Source organism: Microbacterium sp. LWO13-1.2, from assembly GCF_038397725.1.
Lineage (GTDB): Bacteria > Actinomycetota > Actinomycetes > Actinomycetales > Microbacteriaceae > Microbacterium.
Map to the genome: position 1 here is coordinate 469,676 of NZ_CP151634.1, position 16,957 is coordinate 486,632.

Annotated in this window: 11 protein-coding genes; 3 read left to right on the forward strand and 8 right to left on the reverse strand. The window is 67.3% G+C overall.

Annotated elements, in window-relative coordinates; translation table 11 throughout:
- Nucleotides 1-74: 74 nt before the first annotated feature.
- Both MRBLWO13_RS02265 and MRBLWO13_RS02270 read right to left on the reverse strand, forming a co-directional pair.
- Entirely contained in the window at nucleotides 75-6,152 is a 6,078-nt protein-coding gene (locus MRBLWO13_RS02265; RefSeq protein ID WP_341976162.1) for an Ig-like domain-containing protein, read from the reverse strand.
- A 130-nt stretch (nucleotides 6,153-6,282) separates the two neighbouring features.
- Nucleotides 6,283-6,849: a DNA-3-methyladenine glycosylase I gene (locus tag MRBLWO13_RS02270; protein ID WP_341976163.1), complete on the reverse strand. Its 567-nt coding sequence runs from the start codon at nucleotides 6,847-6,849 to the stop codon at nucleotides 6,283-6,285.
- Nucleotides 6,850-6,937: 88 nt separating this feature from the next.
- Here MRBLWO13_RS02270 and MRBLWO13_RS02275 point away from each other — a divergent pair, with 88 nt between their 5' ends.
- Complete coding sequence (locus tag MRBLWO13_RS02275) at nucleotides 6,938-7,906, forward strand: hypothetical protein (protein WP_341976164.1); 969 nt, start codon at nucleotides 6,938-6,940, stop codon at nucleotides 7,904-7,906.
- A 34-nt stretch (nucleotides 7,907-7,940) separates the two neighbouring features.
- Here MRBLWO13_RS02275 and MRBLWO13_RS02280 read toward each other — a convergent pair whose 3' ends face one another.
- The 5 genes from MRBLWO13_RS02280 to recQ form a co-directional block, all read right to left on the reverse strand.
- Complete coding sequence (locus tag MRBLWO13_RS02280; RefSeq protein ID WP_341976165.1) at nucleotides 7,941-8,987, reverse strand: NAD(P)-dependent alcohol dehydrogenase; 1,047 nt, start codon at nucleotides 8,985-8,987, stop codon at nucleotides 7,941-7,943.
- Between the two features lie 119 nt (nucleotides 8,988-9,106).
- Entirely contained in the window at nucleotides 9,107-9,646 is a 540-nt protein-coding gene (locus tag MRBLWO13_RS02285; protein ID WP_341976166.1) for an MOSC domain-containing protein, read from the reverse strand.
- Between the two features lie 59 nt (nucleotides 9,647-9,705).
- The gene (locus tag MRBLWO13_RS02290) at nucleotides 9,706-11,772 is read right to left on the reverse strand and encodes an acyl-CoA dehydrogenase (protein WP_341976167.1); all 2,067 of its coding nucleotides are present in this window, start codon (nucleotides 11,770-11,772) and stop codon (nucleotides 9,706-9,708) included.
- Nucleotides 11,773-11,939: 167 nt separating this feature from the next.
- Nucleotides 11,940-12,794 (reverse strand): SGNH/GDSL hydrolase family protein, encoded by an 855-nt coding sequence (locus MRBLWO13_RS02295; protein WP_341976168.1) that lies wholly within the window; start codon nucleotides 12,792-12,794, stop codon nucleotides 11,940-11,942.
- Nucleotides 12,795-13,028: 234 nt separating this feature from the next.
- Nucleotides 13,029-15,032 carry a DNA helicase RecQ gene (gene recQ / locus MRBLWO13_RS02300; RefSeq protein ID WP_341976169.1) on the reverse strand — a complete coding sequence of 668 codons (2,004 nt, stop codon included), beginning with the start codon at nucleotides 15,030-15,032 and terminating at the stop codon, nucleotides 13,029-13,031.
- A 130-nt stretch (nucleotides 15,033-15,162) separates the two neighbouring features.
- On the opposite strand from recQ, the gene MRBLWO13_RS02305 reads away from it, so the two are divergent.
- Nucleotides 15,163-15,477: a GNAT family N-acetyltransferase gene (locus MRBLWO13_RS02305; protein ID WP_341976170.1), complete on the forward strand. Its 315-nt coding sequence runs from the start codon at nucleotides 15,163-15,165 to the stop codon at nucleotides 15,475-15,477.
- 11 nt (nucleotides 15,478-15,488) lie between these two features.
- Here MRBLWO13_RS02305 and MRBLWO13_RS02310 read toward each other — a convergent pair whose 3' ends face one another.
- Complete coding sequence (locus MRBLWO13_RS02310; protein ID WP_341976171.1) at nucleotides 15,489-15,863, reverse strand: hypothetical protein; 375 nt, start codon at nucleotides 15,861-15,863, stop codon at nucleotides 15,489-15,491.
- A gap of 74 nt (nucleotides 15,864-15,937) precedes the next feature.
- Between MRBLWO13_RS02310 and MRBLWO13_RS02315 the strand changes: the two genes are divergently transcribed.
- A complete protein-coding gene (locus MRBLWO13_RS02315; protein ID WP_341976172.1) occupies nucleotides 15,938-16,915 on the forward strand; it encodes a pirin family protein in 978 nt (325 codons plus the stop codon).
- Nucleotides 16,916-16,957: the final 42 nt, after the last annotated feature.

Genomic DNA, 16,957 nt, shown 5'->3' on the forward strand with positions numbered 1-16,957 from the left:
ATCCTAACCGGCTCCGTCGACGCACCTGATGGGGAGTATTCCCCATCAGGTGCGCCCCGGGCCGTGATGGCGGCTTAGAAGTAGCCTTCCCTCGCTTGGGCCGGATTGCCACCGATGATGTTCAAGCCCTTCGTGGTTTCGTAGCCGTTCCAGCAGTTGATGATGATCGATCCGTTCGCGGGGATGCTGACCGAGTATCCGTCGTTGTTCGCGAACACCACACCGCCAGCCGTGCACTCGATCTTGTACGACCCTGCGGCGAAGTTCGAGGTGTTCAGCCGGAGGTTGTAGCAAGGACCGCCGTTCACGCTCGTGCAGCCGTTGGTCTTCGCATCGCCTCGCGTCACCCAGGCATCGGGTTGCGGACGATCGCCCGACTGCGCCGACGCCGCGGCTTCCGCGGTCCACTGGTTCGCTTCGTCTTGGGCCCTGACCCGAATGCTGTGCGGCTCGCTGTAGCCGTTGCCGACGACGACCGAGCCCGATATTGCCACGTTCTGCCAGCCGCCACCGTCGATGCTGACCTGCACGACCTTGATGTTGCGACCGTTGGGTGAGCCAGTGGCGTTCCAGGACAATTCGACCTGGGTCGGCAGCTGTCGCGCCGATGCCAAGGGCGTGTGCGGGGGCCCGAACGGTCTCGCCGTCGACGCGTTCGATGTCGCACCGGCATACGTCGTTCCGTCCACGTTGGCGACGGCACGCAGCTCGACCGTGTAGTCCGTGCCGTTCGAGAGGCCGCCGATGGTGTTGTTTCCGGGGAGACCGGCCCAGCCACCGCCGTTGAGGCGGTACTGGTACGAGATTTCGCCGGAACGGGCGCCGTTACGCGACCCCTCCGAATAAGCGACAGTGATCGCCTGGTCCGCCGGGGACGCGACGACTCCGGTCGGCGCGCCGGGCGCGATCACGCCGCGGCGTGGTGCGGACGCGGCGCTCGGCTCGCCCCAGCCGGCCTTGTTATGCGCCAGGATCCGATACGTGTACGCGGTCTCCGACGTCGGCACGACGACCGCGAAGCTCGTCGCACCGGCACTGGGCGTGTGCGTGCGCACCAGGCTCGAGCCCTCGTAGACCTCGAGCCGGTAACTGTCGATCGCGTCGCCGTTGCTGTTCGGCGCGACCCAGTTCACCTGCATCTGCGCCTGGTCACCAACCGGCGTCAGCTCCTCCGTCGTCGGAGCCCCTGCCGCGAACGGCGGACCGGCCGGAACCTCAGATGTCGACCAGTTGCTCCAGCTCGACGGCTCCGGCGCCCGGTTATGCGCCTGCACCTTCACCTGGTAGTTGCCACCGTTCTCCAGACCCTCCCAGGTCATCGAGTTCCCCGTGACTTCCTTCTGCGTGATCCCAGACGGCGGCGCCGGCGAGATCTCGAGCGTGTACCGCTCGACCGGCGAGCCCGGCGTCGTCGGCGTCGTCCAACTGACCTGCAACGACTTGTCGCCGAACTTCAACGTCGGCGGATTCGGGGTATCCGGACGGGCATCCGGGCGCGCCACGGCCGACGTGCCCGAAGGCTCGGACTCGCCCACCCGGTTCGTCGCCGTCACCTGGAACGCATACTCGACGTTGTTGGTCAGCCCGGTCAGCGTGCAGGTCGTCGACTCGCAATCCTTCGAATAGGCACTGCCACTCACGGACTTGACGGTGTACTTCGTGATCTCCGCGCCGTTGTTCGACGGCGCCCCGTACGACACGACCACGGTGCGATCCTGCACACTCGTCACCGTCGGCGTTCCCGGCGCCGCCGGCACACCCTGCACCGTCACCACGACCTGACCGGTCACCTCTCGATCCACGTCTTCCGTCGCATCCTGAATGCGATAGGCGACGACCAGCGTGCCGACGAATTCTTTGGACGGTGTGACGACGAGTTTGTCCCCGTCTTTCTCCACCAAACCGCTGCCCGTCTCGACGACCCATGAGGTCAGCTTCAAGGGGGTTTCGGGGAAGGGGTTGAAGTCGTTGGCGAGCACCGGCACCGTGATCGGTTTGCCCTGATCCGCCTCGGAGATCGTGTCGGTGTTCGCCGCCGGCATCGCCCGATTGGATGCGGTGACCAGCACCTGTACGGTGCCCTCGACGGGTTCGGTCACACCGTCGTCGATGCGCAGAGTCAGCGTCAACGCCGTCCCCTTCTTCGCGTTCGACGACGCTTCCACCAGCAACCGGTCCTTGTCGACCTTCGCTGTGATGCCCTTGCCCTCACCGCCGACGAGCGTGTACTTGTGCTTGCCTGCATCCTCCGGATCTGCATCCGTCGTCAACGCCGCAAGGTCCAATGCCTGCGCGGTCTCCCCCGGCGCGACGTTCACCTCACCACGGATGAACTTCGGCTGCTGATTCTCCGGCGGGAGCACATTGATCGAGATGCTCAGCGTCGCCTTGCGACCCTCAGGGTCATCCGGCCCCGTGCCATCCGTCACCTCGAACGTGAGGGAGTCCTGACCGAAATAACCCGGCGCCGACGTGTAGACCAACGTCCGCTCATCCTTGACCAGGTTCGAACCGTCACCCTTCGCCGCACTCACCTTCGCGTGCTCGGTGATCACCACATCGCCGCCGCCGGCGACGGTGACGTACTCGGAGAGCGGGAGCTCCTTCGTCTCGCCACTGATGACTTCCAGCGGCTTCGTCGACGTCAATGTCGGGCGCAGCCCGTCCACCGACGGCACGAAGATGAACGCCGACGCCGCCAGACCATCCTGGTCCGTGAGGGTGTACCGGATCAGCTGCAGCTCGTCGGTGACGGTGACTCTGATCTTGCCGTTCTCCAGCGGCGTACCACCGGCACCGACCTCCAGGTCAAGACGATCAACCGTTCCGTCCGGGTCCTCGTCATTGCTGAGGATGTCGATGTCGGCCGTCAGAGTCCCGTCCTTGAGGTCGACCGGGCGCAGGCGGTCATCGCGTGCGACCGGCGCCTGCAGCGGCACTTCCTCGTCGACCGTGACTTGCAGCACTGCGGATGCCGTGGCTCCGCGCGCGTCACTGACCGTGTACTGCAGCGAGGTCTCCACCGAACGGTCGGGCGCTTGGACGAGCACCCGGTCGCCGGAGACCCGTGCGGACAGCCCATCGATGTCGGGCAGTTCGAGGCCGTCCTTGACGAGGGCGAGCTTGTCACCCTCCGGATCGGAGTCGTTGCCCAGCACCGGCACTGCGATCTCGCGGCCCGGACGCACCACCACGGCATCCTTCACCGCGTAGGGCGCCTGGTTCACCTGCTCCGCCGGAGCGATGCCGACGCGGATGGTCGCCGTGCCCTCTTTACCGAGGCGATCACGCACCCGGTACTTGAACGTGTCTACCCCGGTCGAACCGTCGAACGCCTCATAGGAGAAATAGTTCTGCGCGACCTCGGTGATACGCCCCTTCGTAGGAGACGAGGCGATGTCGAGGAGCTCGACGGAGTCGCCGTCGCCGTCGATGCCGTCCAGAGGCACCGCGATGTTCACCTCGGTGCCGCTGAGCGCGCGGGCGATGAGGTCGCGGGGGCGCGGGGCCGCATTCGTCTCTTCATCGATCGGCAGGATCTGGACCGTGACGTATCCGGCCGCCTTCTGCTGCCGGGAATCCACCGCCTCATAGGTGATGTAGACCGTCTTGGCCTCGGCGCCGGCCTTGAACCGCACGACATCCTGGGAGACGAAAGCCTCACCATCCTCCGGATCGACCAGCGGCTCGACCAGCTCCGGCGACAGATGCAGCGCATCGTCACTGGGATGCGTGTCGTTATCCAGCACCGGAATCGTCACGACATCTCCGGCACGGACGTAGACGGTGTCCGGGTTCGCAACAGGCTGCAGGATCTTCTCCGGAGCCGGAATCGGCACCACCACGACCTCACCGTCGGCGGATTGCTCGCCGTTCGAGATGCGGTACGAGATCCGGACCTGCTTGTCCAGCGCACCCTGATCGGTGATGCGCAGGGTTTCATGGTTGAGCACCGAAACGGACACTCCGGTACTCGGCTCCATCGTCACGGACTGCACGACGAGGATGCCGCCGGACGGATCGGTGTCGTTGTTGAGCACACCGATGAGCACGTCGCCACCGGTGGGCAATAGCGCGACGTCGCGGACGGCGACCGGAGGCAGATCGACCTCAGTCCCCTCGGTCACGTCGATGCGCACGAGGCCTTCACCGTTCTCTGGCCCTGCCGTCGCGAGGTACTGCACGTAATAGACACCGGCAGTCGGTGCCGAGAACGTGAACGTCTTGTTCGTGAAGTCAGGCAGGATCGTCGCACCGGGCGACTCGTCGACACGGCCGAGGCGCAGCGGCTCGCGGCCTGAGCTCGTGTCGTTCGCCAACGGAGCGACCGTGATCTGCTCACCGACGCGGGTGACCACGTGATCGGCGTTCGTCTTCGGCTTCGTGGTGCCCTGCGGGCGCACATCGAGGGAGATCGTCGCCGTCGACGTCTCGCCGGAACCGTCCGCGACCGTGACCTGCACGTCTTTACGACCCTGCTGGCTCGCCGTCGCCTTGTACGTGAGCTGACCATCGGTGCTGAAATCGACCTCGTCACCGGGGGCGGCGATGACGTCCTTGAGATAGATGTCATCACCGTCCGGATCGATCCAGTCCGGAAGGATGTTGTACGAGACCGTGCCGCCGGCCTCGACCGTGAGCGACGTCTTGCGTTTCGGAGCCGGAGCTCCGTTGACGCCCCAATCGTGCACGGAGAGAGTGACCGTCGCGGTGTCTTTGCCGCCGCGTCCGTCATCGACCTCGTACAGGAAGGAGGTCGAACCCGACGCCTTCTTGTCGACGGCGATCTGCAACGAAGCACCGTTGTAGATCGGCTGCACGGTGCCGATAGATGGCTGCTGCTCGGCGATCGCCGCGACCAGCACATCACCATCCGGATCGTTGTCGTTGTCGATCACCGGGAGCAGGGCGGATGCCCCGGGTCGCACGCCGAAGGAGTCGTCTTCGGCGATCGGCGGGGTGTTCACCTCGCTGCGCTCCGGGAGGGTGGTCTCCACCGTCTCCTCTGTGGAGTCTTCCTGGTTCTCGGTCTCGCCTTCCGGCGGCGTGAGATCGTTCCAGTTGTCGACGCGCTGCAGGCTCTCGTTCGCCATCCAGGCTGCGCCGCCGACGGCGTCGTTGAGGATGATCACATCGCGGTTGACGCGGAAGGTGAGGGTCTTCGAATCCGCCGCGTCCTTGATCGACGCCGCGACATCGTTGCTGTCGCCAGGGCACTCGCGAACGAACCTCGCAGCACCCGCCCAGGCACCGTACGTACAGCCCTTCAAGAACACCGGCGCCGCCGGAGCACCGTCGCCACCGGCATCCGTCACGATCGGCTCGCTGCCATCCAGAGGAATCTGCACCAACGCCGACTTGGTCGCGACGGCAACCGCATTCGTCTCCGCCGACGCGTGCTGCAGCACCGCCCCATCGGCGTTCGGCAATTCGGTACGGAAGCCACCCGGGGTCATCACCACACCCGCTGCAGGATCCAGCACCACCGGCGTCCGGCCGACCGCCGCGATCGTCGGCGTCGCTTCGGATGCATCGATCTCACCGACGGAGGCCGACGACGACTCCAGCGCCTGCCCCTCGTTGTCGACCGAAACCGTGACGACCTCGCCGCGCACACTCGACAGGCCGAAGACCGTTCCATCGTCGGCGACGGCGACATCGGCGTCCTTGCCGAGCTCTGCGACCGGCTCGGCGGACTCGATCTCGAACGATGCGATCCCCTTCACCGGCACGACCCACAGGTCGCCTGACTTCTGGTCGAGGATCGCCGCCGTCTGATTTCCCAGCGCCACCTTCGAGGCGCTCGGAATGCTGGCAGAATCCCCCAGCGATACGCGCGCCGGGTCGACCGAGCTGACCGTGGAGGCTCCCTCGTCGACGACGAGCACGTTCGTGGCATCCTGCAGGATGTCGAAGTCTTCACCCGTGGTGCGCACGCCGCCGTCGAGCACCGTGGACTCATGATTGAAATGCCCGACGAGCAGACTCGACGTCTTCGTGATCCAGACGCCGCCGTCGTTCAGATCGACCTTCGTCGTCGGAAAACCCTCATAGGTCAGTGCCATCGTCGTGAGCGCGACGACGCCGGCGGTCACACCCGCGGCTGACGCCAGCGTTTTGGGCCGCGCGCGGATCCACGACAACACCTTCATACCCGGTCCCCCCAGGAAACTCACCCGCGGCATCTGATGGCCCGCAGTGTAACCATTTCATCCTAGTTGCGTCATCTGAATGCGATGGCGGGGAGAAATACCCATCGACCAGCGTGCGTCGAAGGGGGCGTCAGGCCCGCCAGCACCCCGCAACATGGTCATCCACCATGCCCGCCGACTGCATGAGCGCGTACATCGTGGTGGGACCGACGAAACGGAATCCGCGCCGACGCAGCTCTTTGCTCATCGCGGTGGACTCCGCCGTGACCGCCGGCACATCGGCCATCAACGCTGGCCGGGACCCGGATGCCGCGGGCGCGAACGACCACATCAGAGCATCCAGTTCGCCCTCGGCCATCTCGAGCACCAGGCGGGCGTTGCCGATCGTCGCCTCGATCTTCGCCCGGTTGCGGATGATGCCGGCGTCGGCCATCAACTCTTCGACCTCGGCCTCGCCGAACGCGGCGACCACCGCCGGCTCGAATCCCTGGAACACCTCGCGGAAGCGCGGTCGCTTGCGCAGGATCGTGATCCAGCTCAGACCGGCCTGGAACCCCTCCAGCGCCATCTTCTCGAAGAGAGCGCGGTCGCCGCGCAGCGGGGTGCCCCATTCTTCATCGTGATAGCGGCGGTATTCCGCGTCGTCACCGACCCAGGCACAGCGGTGACGTTCATCGGGGCCGAGCACGGTGTCCATTTCCTCAGGCTATCGACCGGCTCGGACACGCTGTGCCCTCGGAAGGGATAGAGGTAGCGTGATGGGCACGACTCTGGAGGGAAGTCCCATGCGCAGCTCTTCCACACCCGCCCGCGTGCTCACGGTCGTGATCGCCGTCCTCGTCACGCCGATCGCCACGGGAGTCCTCTCCGCCGGCGGGTACCCCTGGCTGATCGAATTCTCGAGCTACGGCGTTCCCGGCATCAGTCGGCTCATTCTGCCTGCCCTGCTCCAGCTGCTCGCGATCGCCCTCCTGGTCGGGGTCGTGCTCACCGGGTTGTGGAGTTCGGCGGGTCTGATCGCGGTCGGCGCACTCTCCGTCGTTCCTCTTGTCTACGCGCTCTTCCCCGCGCTCCTGCTCGAGACGTACCGGTTGATCGCGCGGGTGCTGCCCCGAGAGTGGATCGACGGTCTGAGCTTCGGCATCCCGCTCGCCATATTCCCCGTGCTGGGCATGATGGGCGTCGTTCTCGCGATCGTCCGGCGGCGCCCGGAGCCGACCGGAGCGGGATGGTCCGTCGCCGGGCTGATCGGCGCGCCTGCGCTGCTCGCCGTGGGCGCCATCCTGCTGAGCTGGGGCATCGGCCGGGGCCAGCTGATCGCGCTGCAGCAGTTCCGGTTCGATTTCGCCCCCGATGCGGCGGCCGCCGTGATCGCCGGCCTCGTGTTCGTGCTCGCCGGAATCGGCGCCACTCGATGGTCCTCATTCGCTCTGGTGCTGCCGGCACTGGCGCTGCTGCTGGTGAGCCTGCTGTTCGTCGTCCCGGCGACCTCTCATGTGCTCTTCTCCGCGCTGCCGATCGAGATGAGCCGCGCGGCCTCGACTCTGCTGCTGATCGGAGCGGGCACGGCCGTCGCATTCCTCTATCTCGCGTTCACCGCCGTGCTGCTGCGGGTACGAGCACAGTCCCGCCGGTGGTCGCCGGCGACTCAGCCCGATGCGTCAGCGGCTCAGCCGTACCCGCCGGCGCCGCATGTCACGCCGTACCCGCCGGCCGCGCCGCCGTATCCGCCCGCGGCGCCGCCGGCGAGCTAGCGCGCTGCGCCTTCCTCAGCGCCTTCTCCTGGGGTCAGGCGGCGATGGTCGATGCGTCGATCACGAATCGGTAGCGGACATCGGAGGCGAGCACGCGCTCGTAGGCGTCGTTGATCGCGGATGCCGGAATGACCTCGATGCCAGGGAGGATGCCGTGCTCCGCGCAGAAGTCGAGCATCTCCTGCGTCTCGCGGATGCCGCCGATGTTGGACCCGGCGAGCGTCTTGTTGCCGCCGATCAGCGACATCACGCCGAGCGACAGCGGCTCTCCGGGGGCGCCGACGCAGACCATCGCGCCTCCCACGTCGAGCAGGCCGAGGTAGGCACGCAGATCGACGACGGCGCTGACGGTGTTGAGGATCACATCGAAGGACCCGCGCAGCTCCTTGAACGTCGCGGGATCGCCGGTCGCGCGATAGTGGTCGGCGCCGAGCCGAAGACCGTCGTCCTTCTTGTTCAAGGTCTGCGACAGCACGGTCACTTCCGCGCCGAGGGCGTGCGCGAACTGCACTCCCATGTGGCCGAGCCCGCCGAGCCCGACGACGGCGACGCGGGTACCCGGTCCGACTTTCCATCGGCGCAGCGGGGAGAAGGTAGTGATGCCGGCGCAGAGCAGCGGTGCCGCCGCGTCGAGCGGGATCGCGTCGGGGATGCGGACGACGAACGACTCCGTCACCACGACGTTCTCGGAGTAGCCGCCCTGGGTGACGGTGCCGTCGCGGTCGGTGCTTCCGTAGGTGAACACGGCGCCTTCGGCGCAGAACTGTTCCTCGCCTCGAACACAGCTCGGGCATTCACCGCACGAATTCACCAGGCAGCCGACGCCGACTCGGTCACCGACGGCGTGCTTCGTCACCTCGGTACCGACGGCCGCGACGACGCCAGCGATCTCGTGGCCTGGCGCGAGCGGGTACTGCTGCGGCCCCCAGTCGCCCCGGACGGTGTGGATGTCGGAGTGGCAGATACCCGCGAAGGCGATGTCGATCAGCACATCGTGCGGGCCGAGGTCACGGCGCTCGATGACGGTACGCGCGAGGGGCGCTGCTTCATTCGGGGCTGCATAGGCGTGGGTGCTGGGCATGGTTGCTCCTTCGTTCTGCGCGGTGCAGTCCGACGATAGCCGACCCGATCGTGCAGACCCCTGGGGCATGCTGCTCATCCCCGTGCGACGCGCCTGCAGGGTGAAGCTCTGGGCCGCGATCAAACGCGCGTGAGTGGAAAGTGCGGTGTCGGCGGTAGCTCGACGTCGATCGTGTCTCCGGCGGCCACAGGTCCGCCGCGGGAGACAATACCCATGACCCCGGCGAGTCGGACGACTTGGCCCTCATCATCGGTCTTGATCACTTGCTTGAGCAGCCCGGATTGAAAATCGTTGATCTGCTGGCACGGGTTGCGGAGGCCTGTGATCGTCACCACCGCATCGCCGAAGTGCAGGCGAGCGCCGACGGGAAGTGCGAGCAAGTCGACATCCCGAGTGGTGATGTTCTCGCCGAGTTCACCGGGTACGACGCCGTGACCGCTCGCGCGCAGTTCGTCGAATAGCTCTCCATGGATCAGGTGCACCTGTCGCAGGTTCGGCTGTGAGGGGTCTGCGGCTACCCGTGAGCGGTGCTGCACGGTCGCGCCACAGTGCGCATCCCCTTCCACCCCGAGCCCCTCGAGGAGCGTGATCGACTCACGCGTCAGCTTGCTGAAGGTGTGCAAGGCGTGGGAATGAACAGCGACAACCCGAGGAGCCATGCCTCGATCGTTCCACGAAACATCGGGACTCTCGACCGGCCCGCCTTCAGCAAGACGCCCTAGCGCTTCGCCTTCTTCAGCGCCTTCTCCTGCACCGGGGCGTTCCCCGAGGCGGCGAGATCGGCGTAATAGGCGCGTGCCTCGTCCTGGCGCTCGGCCTCGGCCCCCGAAGCGATCGGCGCACGCACGTGCTCGGGCTCGTAGCCGAAGGCGTTCACGAGGTCGAGCGCGTAAGGCCGCAGCCGTGCGCAGAGCCGGTCGATGTAACTCGACACGGCCGCTGCCCGCTGCGTCGACAGACGCCCATTGATGAGATGCCAGGCGAGGTGCTTCTCGACGAGCTGCAGACCGAAGAGGTCGCGCAGCCAGGTGAGCACCTTCTTCGTCTCGGCATCCTCGATGCTGTGCACGGCGTCGGTGAACGCCTCCCACTGCAAGAGCTCGCCGTGCGCACGAGCCGCCTCGATGAGCTCGGCCTGGTTTTCATTGAAGAGGCGGGCACCGAGCGCCTTGTCCTTGGCGCCGGGGCGCAGGCGTCCGGCGATGTCGGCCACCATCTGCTGCACGCGGTCGGCGAGCAGCTCGTGCTGCTGCTCCTCGCGGAGACCCTTCTCGACCGAGCGGGCGGTCGAGCCGAGGTCGGCGACGGCCTGCCCGAACTGACGGAGTCCCGCGCCGTGGAACACCTTGCCGGCGGTCTGCTCGACCGCGAACTTCGCCAGGGCCGCGGCATCCTTGCCCTGGAACTGCTTCGCGTAGTCGGTGAGCAGGCGCTTGCCGACGAGCTGCAGGAGAATGTTGTTGTCGCCCTCGAAGGTGACGTAGATGTCGAGGTCCTGACGCAGCCCGACCAGCCGGTTCTCGAACATGAAGCCGGCACCGCCGCACGCCTCGCGCGCTTCCTGCATGGTGTCGAGCGCATGCCAGGTCGACAGCGGCTTGAGAGCGGCAGCGAGCGTCTCGAGGTCCTCACGGTCATCCGGGGTGTCGGTGCGTCCGGAGAAGACGCCGTCGAACTTCTGCAGGAACTCGTCGTGCGCGAAGATCTGAGCGTAGGTGGTCGCCAGACGCGGCAGCAGCCGGCGCTGGTGCTTGCCGTAGTCGAGCAGGACGACCTCCTGCCCGTCGACGCCGTCGAACTGACGGCGCTGCGACGCGTAGGTGATCGCGATGTGCAGACCGAGGGCGGATGCCCAGCAGGCCGCACCGTCGAGGGAGACGCGCCCCTGCACCAGCGTGCCGAGCATCGTGAAGAATCGGCGGCCGGGGCTGTCGATCGCGCTCGAGTAGGTGCCGTCGGCGGTGACATCGCCGTAGCGGTTCAGCAGGTTCGTGCGCGGGATGCGAACGTGGTCGAAGGTCAGACGGCCGTTGTCGATGCCGTTCAATCCTCCCTTGAGCCCGTCATCCTCACGGGTGATCCCGGGAAGGTCGTTCCCGTCCTCCCCGCGGAGCGGCACGTAGAAGCAGTGCACGCCGTGGCTCACGCCGTTCGTGATCAGCTGCGCGAACACGGTCGCGGCGATGCCGTGCAACGCGGCGTTGCCGAGGTACTCCTTCGTCGCGCCGCGGAACGGCGTGTGGATGACGAATTCCTCGGTTGCCGGGTCGTAGGTCGCGGTCGTGCCGGCCGACGCCACGTCGGAGCCGTGCCCGATCTCGGTCATGGCGAAGGCGCCAGGGATCGAGAGATCCATCACACCGGGAAGCCACTTCTCGTGATGCTCCTTCGTGCCGAGCTGCAGGATGGCCGAGCCGAACAGGCCCCACTGCACGCCGGACTTGATCTGAAGGCTCGGATCGGCGACGACGAGCTCTTCGAAGCCGGCGATGTTCGCGCCGTTGTTCTCCTCGCCGCCCAGCGACTTCGGGAACGCGCGGTGCACGGTCTTGTTCTCGACGAGCAGGTGCAGCTGGCTGAGCACACGCTCGCGGTGCTCGTCCATGCCGAGCTCGTCCTTGCGCCAGAACGCCGGGTCCTTGATCATCTCGCGCGCCTGCCGACGAGTGTCGGCCCAGGTGCCCAGCAGGAGTTCGTTGACGGCATCGACGTCGATCTGCGGAGTGTTCTCCGCGTCGTTCGTCAGGCTGGGGGTCGTCGTAGGACGGACGGCGGCGTCGACCATGAGCATTCCTCTCAAGGAGAAGTAGGGATGCTCATATCGTAGGTCTGCGACAACATCAGGGGAACTCCACTGTGAGCATCCTCCAACGCGATGCAGGGGCTGCTCCGGTTCCGGTTGTCGGCTCGCGACAGCAACGCGCGCGCGGGCCGATCAGGACGAGCGGATGCTCACGGCGCGAGCGCTGCCGCCACGATCGCTGCGTAGGCCTGCTGCCCTGCCGCGTTCGGATGGAAACCGCGGTCCACCGTCGGCTTGCCTGAGACGAGGCCGCTGATCCAGCGATCCCCCGTGTCGCACAGCGCGTGTCCGGTGAAGCCCTGAGTGACATCGACATACCGGACCCCTGGATCGCCGGTCTGGCCGACGTATCCGGCGACGCCCGTCTGCACTGCGGTGTTCACACCCATCAGCCCCGCGTTGACCCCCGCTGCCTGCGCCGCGTTGAACTTCACCGAGACACCCTGGTAGTTCCCCACGCTGCAGGAGTCGGCGAACGCACCGAAGAGCATCGGGTAACCGGTGACCACGATCAGGGCGTTCGGAGCGAGCGTGCGCACAGCGACCAGCACTTGTGCGATGCCCAGCGGCACACCCTGCAGAGCGACGCCCGCGGCGCTCATCGCCGCCCCGCACGCCGCAGCAGTGCCGGCACTGCTGCACGCAGTGAGCACCCCCTGCCAGTCGAGATCGTTGACTCCGGCGGTGAGGGTCACGAGTTGTGTTGCCGGGCCGAGGTCTCCGAGCTGCTGCGCCACGACGTCCTGAGTGCTGGCGCCGGCACAGGCGCTCGATGCCACCGGTACCCCCGCCATGCCGGCCAGGAGCATCGGGTAGGACTTCTTCGAACGCAGGCACTCCTGGTCGACGTACGGAAGGTTGCCGGTGCCCGCTGCCTCGGAGTCGCCGATGGCGACGTACGTCACCCCGCCCGGATCATCCGCCAGGGCCGGAGATGCTCCTCCGATGAGGGCTGCTCCGCCCAGAGTCAGTGCTGCGAGCATGGCGATGAGGCGTCGCTTCATGGTGGTCCCCTTGATCTCGCCGGTTCCCCAGAACCGGTTCGTCGACACCGTCGTCGGCGAGATGGGGCCAACACTAGACCTGTCGTATTGCGCGCACCAGGGCATCTTCCATCGCTGTGAAGAGGCGCCGGCGATCGAGACGCGGTGCGAGGTCAGGAATGCATCTCCCACGGCAACGGCGGGTGCCTTTTCGACCCCGCACCGCGACGGATCGGGCAGAGCAGTGCGGCCCGCTCAGGACGCGGCGGCGATCACCGCGATGACCGCCTCACCGTAGGCCTCGCGCTTCTTCTCGCCGATCCCGGTGATGCCGTCGAGGCCGGACAACGAGTTCGGGCGATGTTCGGCCAGTGCCCGCAGCGTCGCATCGCCGAAGACGATGTACGCGGGCATGCCCTGCTCCTTCGCGGTCTCCGCTCGCCACGCGCGCAGCGCCTCGAAGAGGGGCCGGTCACCGGCATCCAGCGCATCGGCCGCCGACGCCTTGCGTGCGCGTGTCGTGGTGACGCGCCCGATGGTGTCTTTGCGCAACGGCACCGGCAGCTCGCCGCGTAGCACGCCAGCCCCCTGCTCACCCGGTGCGAGGGTGCCGTAGTCACCCTGGGCGACGAGGATGCCGCGGGCGAGGAGCTGGCGGACGACGCTGCGCCAGTCCTGATCGGAGAGGTCGGCGCCGATGCCGAAGGTCGAGAGGCGCTCGTGCCCCTGCTGCCGCATCCGCTCAGTGGATGCGCCGCGGAGGATGTCGATGAGGTGCCCGGCGCCGAAGGACTGACCGCGCTCGCGCTGCAGGCGCACGATCGTCGACAGCAGCTTCTGCGCGGGGATGAGTCCGTCGAACGTCTCCGGCGACTCCAGGCAGGTGTCGCAGTTGCCGCACGGTTGGGAGTCCTGCCCGAAGTAGCCGAGCAGGTTCTGCCTGCGGCATTCGACTGTCTCGCACAGCGCGAGCATCGCGTCGAGATGCTGCCCGAGCCGCATCTTGAAGGTGCGATCGCCGGGGCTCTGATCGATGAGCCGGCGCTGCTGCACGACGTCGCCGAGTCCGTACGCCATCCATGCGACGGCGGGCTCGCCGTCGCGGCCGGCTCGACCGGTCTCCTGGTAGTAGCCCTCGACCGACTTCGGCAGGTCGATGTGCGCGACGAATCGGACATCCGGCTTGTCGATACCCATGCCGAACGCGATGGTCGCGACCATCACGACGCCGTCGTCACGGAGAAAGCGCGACTGGTTCGCCGCGCGCACCTCGGCCGGGAGGCCCGCGTGATACGGCAAGGCGTCGAGACCCTGGGCTGCGAGATAGGTCGCCGTCTGCTCGACTGACTTGCGGCTGAGTGCGTAGACGATGCCCGCAGCGCCCTCGGTCTGGGACTTGATGAACGCCACCAGCTGCTTGCGCGGGTCGATCTTGGGAACGATCCGGTACTGGATGTTCGGTCGGTCGAAGCTCGCCACGAAGTGCTTCGCCGTCGGCAGCTGCAGCCGCTCGGTGAGCTCCTTGTGCGTCTCGCGCGTGGCCGTCGCGGTGAGCGCCATCCGCGGCACACCGGGGAACCGTTCGGCCAGGTCGCCGAGGGCGAGATAGTCCGGGCGGAAATCATGCCCCCACTGCGACACGCAGTGGGCCTCGTCGATCGCGATGACGCTGAGCGTGCCGCGCTGCAGCAGAGCGGTCGTCTGCGCGCTCGACAGCCGCTCGGGCGCGACGTAGATGAGGTCGAGCTCGCCGGCGAGGTACTCGCGCTCGACCCTGGCGCGCTCCTGAGGGGCTTGCGTCGAGTTGAGGTACGCCGCCCGCACACCGTTGGCGCGGAGCGCGTCGACCTGATCGTGCATGAGCGCGATCAGCGGGCTGATCACCAGACCCGTGCCCTCGCGCACGAGCGCCGGCACCTGATAGGTGACGCTCTTGCCGCCACCGGTCGGCATGAGCACGACGGCGTCACCGCCGGCGATGACGTGCTCGACGATCGCCGCCTGATCGCCTCGGAACGCGTCATAGCCGAAGACCGCGTGCAGCGCTTCGCCCGGAGTCGCGTACTGGCTCGGCGTGGCCTTGCGAGCGGTCGGGGCGGATGCCGCCGCCACCGGCGTCACGGGACCCGGCCCCCAGTCGAGGGGAGGCTCGTAGTCCGCCCCCTGCGGCACCCAGTCCATCTCCTCCGGCGGGGTGTCGTCCCACGGCTCGTCCGCGTACGGCAGATCCTCGTACGGGTCACGGGGAGTCTGCGGCATCCGTCCAGCCTAACGACCGGCGCCGACGTCGGCTGGCGTCATCCACAGGCCGACACATGGACTTCGGGGAACCGGGGCCGGGCCTGCCTGACGGCCTTAGGTTGGAGACAAACGCCCGAAGGAGCATTCGATGACCGACACGACCGCCACCTCCGTCGTCACCCGCAACGACGAGCTCTCCCGCTATGAGATCCGCACCGACGGCACCCTCGCCGGATTCGCGGAGTTCGATCGACGACCGGGAGAGATCCGTTTCACCCACACCGAGGTCGATCCCGCCTTCCAGGGCCAAGGGCTCGCCGGGCGGCTCGCGGCAGACGCACTGGCGGATGCCGCGGCATCCGGTGACGTCATCGTGCCGTTCTGCCCCTACATCGCCAAGTACCTGCAGACGCACGAGATCGAGGGCGCGAAGATCCGCTGGCCCGAGCGTCGAGGAGCCTGACCGGGCGGGGGCTACTGGAGGCAGGTCCCCTTGTAGTACCCGTCGAGGGCGCTACCCGCCGCCGCCACCTCACGGTCGTACTCGGCGAGCAGCGCAGCGGGATCGTCGTCGATGGTCTCGGCCGCGCTGTTCAGATATCCGATCCATACCTCCAGGTCGTCGGCCAGCTCCGACGTCGGTTCGAGCTTCTCGACGAGGGAAAGACGCGTCCGCGCTGTCTCTGCGTCGTCCGCACCGGGGATCAACGGGGTGAACGCCACGGCTGCGGTCTCGTTGGCGTCATGCAGCGGACCGCAGAATCCCGCATCGCCGCCGGAGGCGCAGCCGGCTGCAGCGAGAGTTGTGGCGAGCGCAAGTGACATCAGGATCGGGCGTCGAGCGAGCATGCGGCCGAGTCTACGCAGCCCTCCGGTAGGGCTGACGGCATTAGTTTGGACGTACCCACGTGAAGGAGCAACCGATGAGCGACCTCGCAGACGGCGCACGCGTCGACGGGCCCGGCACGCCGGGAGACGGTCGAACGATCGGACAGCGCCGGATCATTCTGGAGCCGCGCGAGGTGCCGCTCGGCGGCGTGCGCGGGATGAACGTGCTGCGCGCTCTCCCGCACCGCAACCTGCCGACGATCGGCGCCTGGTGCTTCCTCGACCGGTTCGGTCCGGCCCAGACCCGGATGCGGGTGGAGCCGCACCCGCACTTCGGGCTGCAGACGGTGACCTGGCCTCTCGTCGGCGAGATCCGCCACCGCGACTCCCTCGGCAGCGATGCGGACCTGCGCCGCGGCCAGCTGAATCTGATGACGGCCGGGAACGGCATCTCGCACTCCGAATACTCGATCGGCGACGACCCGGTTCCGCTGGACGCGCTGCAGCTCTGGGTGGTCCTGCCCGAGTCCGCCCGGCACGGCGACGGCGGATTCGAGCGGCACACGTCGTTGCCCACGCTCGATCTGCCGTCGATCGCAGGGACGGATGCCACTGCCACCGTTGTACTCGGCGAGTTCGCCGGGACCCGATCGCCGGCGACGGTGCACACCCCGATCGTCGGCGCGGAGATCAGAGTGCCTGCCGGGACCCGGCTGACGCTGCCACTGCGCGCGGATTGGGAGCACGCCGTGATGCTCGTCGACGGCGCGGTGTCGGTCGCATCGCACTCGATGGCGCTCAACGACCTGCTGTACCTCGGCGATTCACGGGACGGTGTGGAGGTGTCGTCCGCCGAGGGCGCGCTGCTGTTCCTCATCGGCGGCGAACCGTTCGAGGAGGACCTCGTGATGTGGTGGAACTTCGCCGCCCGCACGCACGACGAGATCGCCTCCGCTCGGGAGGACTGGGAGGCGGCATCCGCACGCTTCGGCGTGGTCCCCGGCCACGATGAGCGCATTCCGGCTCCGCCGCTCCCGCCGGTGCGCCTGCTGCCACGGACCCGCACGATCTGAGGCCCGCTCACACGAGCCCCGACGCCACCAGCGGTCGGATGC